Source organism: Streptomyces sp. NPDC006450 (assembly GCF_040612195.1).
Classification (GTDB): Bacteria; Actinomycetota; Actinomycetes; order Streptomycetales; family Streptomycetaceae; genus Streptomyces.
In genome coordinates this window covers 1-1,173 of sequence record NZ_JBEXPT010000279.1, presented here as the reverse complement: position 1 = coordinate 1,173, position 1,173 = coordinate 1, and the positions used below count along the sequence as shown (strand labels likewise).

At 67.4% G+C, this 1,173-nt stretch carries 1 pseudogene; it reads left to right on the top strand.

The features are described 5' to 3' along the window. Positions 1-1,173: pseudogene (locus tag ABZY57_RS32795) on the top strand (hypothetical protein); the annotation flags it as partial.

Genomic DNA, 1,173 nt, shown 5'->3' with positions numbered 1-1,173 from the left:
GCCGACCGGGTCATCGCCTCCAGCGCGGACGCCCCCGGCGACACCGCCAACGTCAAGCCGATCGGCGTCAAGGCCGATGCCACCGGCATCGACCTGATCCCCGACACCTCGCTCCTCGGCCAGGGCACCGGCCCCTGGTACATCGACCCCGGCGTCAACCCCTCCGCCAACAACACCACGCGCGCCTGGTCGCAGGTCCAGGAGGCGTACCCGGACACCAACGAGTTCAACGGCACCGCGGACGGCCAGAACACCCCGGCCGCCGGCTACTGCGGATACTCGACGTGCACCAGGAAGGGCCGCGAACGCGCCTACTTCCAGATCGGCATCAACTCGACGATCTACGACACCGAGGTCATCGACGCCCGGCTCCACGCCACCGTCGTCTCCTCCTCCAGCCCCAGCACGTCCACGCCGATGGGCCTGTACCAGACCGGTCCCATCAACAACCCGACCAGCTGGAACAACCAGCCCTGCGACAAGAACTCGCGCATGGGCGGCAACTGCTTCAAGATCGGCGGCATCAACATCTCGGGAACGGGTGACGTCCAGTACGACGTCACCACCCAGATGCGGAACGCCGCCCGCGACAAGTGGCCCCACTTCACGTTCGGCTTCGCGCCGGACGACGAAGGCAACATGTACTACCGCCAGCGGTTCAGCAACACCCCGCACATCACGGTCACGTACGACATCCGCCCCACCATCGGCAACCCCCGCACCAGCCCCACTCCCGGCTTCGCCGGCACCGGCTCCTACGCCGCCTGCCGCACCGCCGGCGCCGTGAACCCCTGGGACAACCCGGGCTGGGTCGGCCTCAACTCCGACACCTCGGTGACCGTCGCCACCCACTCGCCCACCGGCCGACAGCTCCAGACGAACTTCGCGCTCGTGGACGAGGACGACAACGGCAGCACGCAGTACTTCAACAGCAGCTGGCTGTCCTCTTCCGGAGACGTCACCGCCCACTTCGGGGCCCTGAAGGACGGGCACAAGTACTACTGGTTCGCGAACACGCAGGACGACACCCTGTGGAGCGCCGACAGCGAGCGGTGCTACTTCTTCGTCGACAGGAGTTCGCCGTCCGCGTCGGTGACCTCGACCGACTTCCCGCTCTCCGGTACCACCGGTGGTCACCCCAAGCGCGTGGACGAAGAGGGCACCTTCACCCTG